Raw genomic sequence first — 3,983 nt, 5'->3', positions numbered from 1 at the left:
AGCAGGCTGAAGCCTCTGGCGCACGAGGCATGAGGAAAAGCCAACGCCATCGTCCGCCGTGGCCCGGCCGCCTTGCGTGGATGAAGCACGGTGCTCACGACGCCACCACGCTGACCGCGCCGGTGAGCCAGGAGACGTTGACCCGCCACTGGCGGCGCTCGCGCTGCAGGGTGATGTGGCCGCCGGTGGCGCTGCCGTCGGGGAAGAAGCGGATGCGGCCGGTGTGTTCGTTGACCTGGTCTTCCTTCGCGCTGGTGATGCCGATGCGCATGCCCTGCGGCAGCCGCACCGGCGCGCCGCCGTCGGCCCGGTAGGTGTTGGCCCGCGTGTCCACCTCGACCGTGTGCTCGGTGCCGTGCACGATCGCCTGCGTGCGCGTGGCCCGCAGCACGGCCGCCAGCTCCCCGCTCGCCGCGCTCACCCGCGCGCTGGCCAGCCCCTGCGTCACCGATACCGCCACCGCCGCCGCCGCGATCCCGATCAGCAGGATCACCGCCAGCATCTCCAGCAGGGTAAAGCCCGCCACGCGGCGGAGGCCGCAACGACGTGGCCTGTTCCCTGCCCGGCTCATTACTGCCAGTTCCCCACGTCGGCGCTGTACCCCTCGCCGCCGGGCTGGCCGTCCTGGCCGTAGAACACCAGGTCGAAGCTGCCGTGGTCGCCCGGGTACTTGTAGCCGAACGCATGGCCCCACGGATCGTGCAGCTCGGACTCCTTGGCATACGGGCCCTGCCAGTTGCGCGCGTTGGCCGGCTTCACCAGCAGGTCCTGCAGCTGCGCCGGCGGCGTGCCGTTGTCCAGCGCGTAGTTCTCGATCTTCTGGCTCAACGTGGTCAGCTGCGCCTTGCCCGCGCCGTACTTGCCCTTGTCCACGTTCTTGCCCACCTGCGTCACCACCACCGCCCCGATGATGCCGATCAGCACGATCACCGCCAGCATTTCCAGCAGCGTGAAACCCCGCGCGCGCTTCGGGCTTCGGGCTTCGGCATACCGACGCCCTGCCCTTCCCCCTTCCCCCTTCCCCCTTCCCCATTCTCTCCGCATCGCATGATCTCCCGTGAACATCACTGAATATTGCTGGTCAGGCTGAGCAGCGGCAGCAGGATCGCCGCCATGATGATCGCCACCAGGATCGTCATCACGATGGTCAGCGCCGGCACCAGCGCCGCCAGCAGCCGGTCGATCGACCGGCGGCTTTCCAGCTCGAAGGTGTCGGCCACCTTCAGCAGCAGGGTGTCCAGCTGGCCCGCTTCCTCGCCCACCTGCACCATCTGCAGCGCCAGCCGCGGGAAGCGCTGCGTCTGGCCCAGCGCGAAGCTCAGCCCCGCGCCGTCCTTCACCTGCTCGGCCGCCTGCGCCAGCGCCTGGTCCAGCGCCCGGTTCGCCGTGACCTGCCGCGCGATGCCCAGCGCGCTCAGCAGCGGCACGCCGTTCTTGAGCAAGGTGCCCAGGGTGCGCGCGATGCGCGCGGTCTGCACCTTCAGCAGCAGCGGCCCCACCACGCGCAGGGTCAGCAGCCGCGCGTCCCAGGCCAGCCGGGTCGCCGGCGCGCGCAACCGCGCGCGCGCGGCCAGGGCGCCCAGCACCACCGCCAGCCCCAGCGCCCACCACCACGCCTGCAGGGTGTTGCCCACCGCCAGCACCGCCTGGGTGATCCACGGGATCGGCACCTGCATGTCCTCGAAGATCGGCACGAACTGCGGCACCACGTAGGCCAGCAGCAGCAGCAGCGAGCCCAGCACCCCCACCAGCAGGAAGGCGGGGTAGATCAGCGCGTTGACGATGCTGCCGCGCAGCTGCTGCGAGCGCTCCAGGTACTCGGCCAGCCGGCGCAGGGTGTCGTCCAGCGACCCGCCCGCCTCGCCCGCCCGCACCAGGCTCAGGTACAACTTGGGGAATACCCCGTGCTCCTCCTCCAGCGCCTGCGACAGCGGCGTGCCGCCGCGCACGCGGTCGCGCACCCGCTCGATCAGCGCCTGGGCGTGGGCCCCTTCGGGCAGGTCCATCAGGATGCCCAGCGCCCGGTCCAGCGGCTGCCCCGCCCCCAGCAGGGTGGCCAGCTGGTGGGTGAACTGCGCCAGCTGGTCGCCGCTCAAGGGGCCGCGCTGGAACAGTCCGGCCAGCCCGCGCCCGCTCCCGCCGGCCTCGGCCGCCCGCGCCTCCAGCGGGGTGTGGCCCTGGTCCTGCAGCCGGCTGACCACCTCCTCCACGCTGGCCGCCTCCATCTGCCCCTGCAGCACGTCCCCGGCGGCGTTGACGGCGCGGTAGCGAAACTGGCTCATGGCGTGACGCCCGTCCTCTCTCCCTGAGGGAGAGAAGCGAAGCGAGGGGCGGCTGACGCGTGCGCCGGCCTACCCTCGCCGGCATGACGAGCCTGCGATGTTCCCCGACGGCGCGAGGGAATGACGGCCTCAGCCTTCCTGCGTGACACGCAGCACCTCCTCCAGCGTGGTCAGCCCGGCCACCGCCTTGGCGATGCCGTCCTCGTACATCGTGCGCATGCCTTCGGCCCGCGCCTGCCGCTCGATTTCACCGGCGTCGGCGCGCCGCATCACCAGCCGCCGCAGCGGGTCGCTCATCACCAGGAACTCCAGGATCGCCTGCCGGCCCCGGTAGCCGGTCGGGTTGGCCGCGCTGCTGCCCGGCTTCCACAGCCGGATCGGCCGCTCGTCGGTGTACCTGTCCAGCGCGAACTGCGCGATCACCTCCGGCAGGGCCTCGTAGGGGATCGCCGTCGCCGGGTCCAGCCGCCGCACCAAGCGCTGGGCCAGGATGCCGTTGACGGTGGACCCCAGCAGGTAGTCCTCCACCCCCATGTCCAGCAGGCGCGTGATGCCGCCCGCCGCGCTGTTGGTGTGCAGCGTGGACAGCACCAGGTGGCCGGTCAGCGCCGACTGGATCGCGATGCGGCAGGTTTCCAGGTCGCGCATCTCGCCGATCATGATCACGTCCGGGTCCTGCCGCACGATCGAGCGCAGCGCCCCGGCGAAGTCCAGCCCGATCTGCGGCTTGACCTGGATCTGGTTGATGCCTTCGAGCTGGTACTCCACCGGGTCCTCCACGGTGATGATCTTCACGTCCGGCGTGTTGATCTGCGATAGCGCGGTGTACAGCGTGGTGGTCTTGCCCGAGCCGGTCGGACCGGTCACCAGCAGGATGCCGTGCGGGCGTTCCAGCACGTCGATGAAGCGCTGCTGGAAGTGGTCGGTAAAGCCCAGCGAGGCGAAGTCGAACACCACCGACTCGCGGTCCAGGATGCGCATCACCACCGATTCGCCGAAGCTGGTGGGCACCGTCGACACGCGCAGGTCCAGCTCCTTGCCCTGCACCCGCAGCTGGATGCGCCCGTCCTGCGGCAGCCGCCGCTCGGCGATGTTGAGCTTGGCCATGATCTTCACGCGCGAGATCACCGCCGCGGTGGAGCTGGCCGGCGGCGCTTCCACTTCGTGCAGTACGCCGTCGATGCGGTAGCGCACCTTCAGGCGGTTCTCGAACGGCTCGATATGCACGTCCGAGGCGCGCTGCTCCACCGCCCGCTGCAGGATCAGGTTGACCAGGCGGATCACCGGCGCCTCCGACGCCAGGTCGCGCAGGTGCTCCACGTCGTCCTCCACCGCCGTCCCGCCGTCGAGGTTCTCCACGATGGTGCCCATCGCCGAGCGGCCGGTGCCGTAGTAGCGCTCGATCAGGTCGTCGATCTCCGAGCGCAGCCCGATACGCAGCGCCACCGGGCGACCCGCTGCCAGCTGGATCGCCTGCAAGGGGTACGGGTCGGCCGGGTCGGCCACCACCAGCGCCAGCGCATCCTCCTCTACCCGCACCGGCACCACGTGCTGCTGCTTGAGGAAGCGCACCGACACCTCCAGCTCCGCCGGCGGCAGCTCCGGCGCCTCGCGCGCGGCCAGCAGCGGCGTCTGCAGCAACTCGGACCACGCCTCCGCCAGATCCCGCTCGGACACCAGCCCCAGCCGCGCCATCAGCGC

At 70.9% G+C, this 3,983-nt stretch carries 4 protein-coding genes; all 4 read right to left on the bottom strand.

The features are described from left to right. Positions 1-94: 94 nt before the first annotated feature. A complete protein-coding gene (locus MJ605_RS19160; protein ID WP_243043143.1) occupies positions 95-502 on the bottom strand; it encodes a GspH/FimT family pseudopilin in 408 nt (135 codons plus the stop codon). 68 nt (positions 503-570) lie between these two features. Continuing rightward, positions 571-1,044 carry a type II secretion system major pseudopilin GspG gene (gene gspG, locus MJ605_RS19155; RefSeq protein WP_279237687.1) on the bottom strand — a complete coding sequence of 158 codons (474 nt, stop codon included), beginning with the start codon at positions 1,042-1,044 and terminating at the stop codon, positions 571-573. Positions 1,045-1,064: 20 nt separating this feature from the next. Then, positions 1,065-2,282 (bottom strand): type II secretion system inner membrane protein GspF, encoded by a 1,218-nt coding sequence (gene gspF, locus MJ605_RS19150; protein WP_243043141.1) that lies wholly within the window; start codon positions 2,280-2,282, stop codon positions 1,065-1,067. A 129-nt stretch (positions 2,283-2,411) separates the two neighbouring features. After that, the coding region (gspE, locus tag MJ605_RS19145) for a type II secretion system ATPase GspE (RefSeq protein WP_243043140.1) at positions 2,412-3,983 on the bottom strand (1,572 nt) is incomplete at its 5' end.

This window comes from Dyella sedimenti, assembly GCF_022760995.1.
Lineage (GTDB): Bacteria > Pseudomonadota > Gammaproteobacteria > Xanthomonadales > Rhodanobacteraceae > Dyella > Dyella sedimenti.
The sequence above is the reverse complement of the archived record's forward strand: the minus strand, read 5'-3'. Positions and strand labels throughout refer to the sequence as shown.

Bases quoted from the DNA above. Each gene is read 5' to 3' on its own strand.
- MJ605_RS19160 (WP_243043143.1), bottom strand. From the start codon at position 502: ATGCTGGCGGTGATCCTGCTGATCGGGATCGCGGCGGCGGCGGTGGCG.
- gspG (WP_279237687.1), bottom strand. From the start codon at position 1,044: ATGCGGAGAGAATGGGGAAGGGGGAAGGGGGAAGGGGGAAGGGCAGGG.
- gspF (WP_243043141.1), bottom strand. From the start codon at position 2,282: ATGAGCCAGTTTCGCTACCGCGCCGTCAACGCCGCCGGGGACGTGCTG.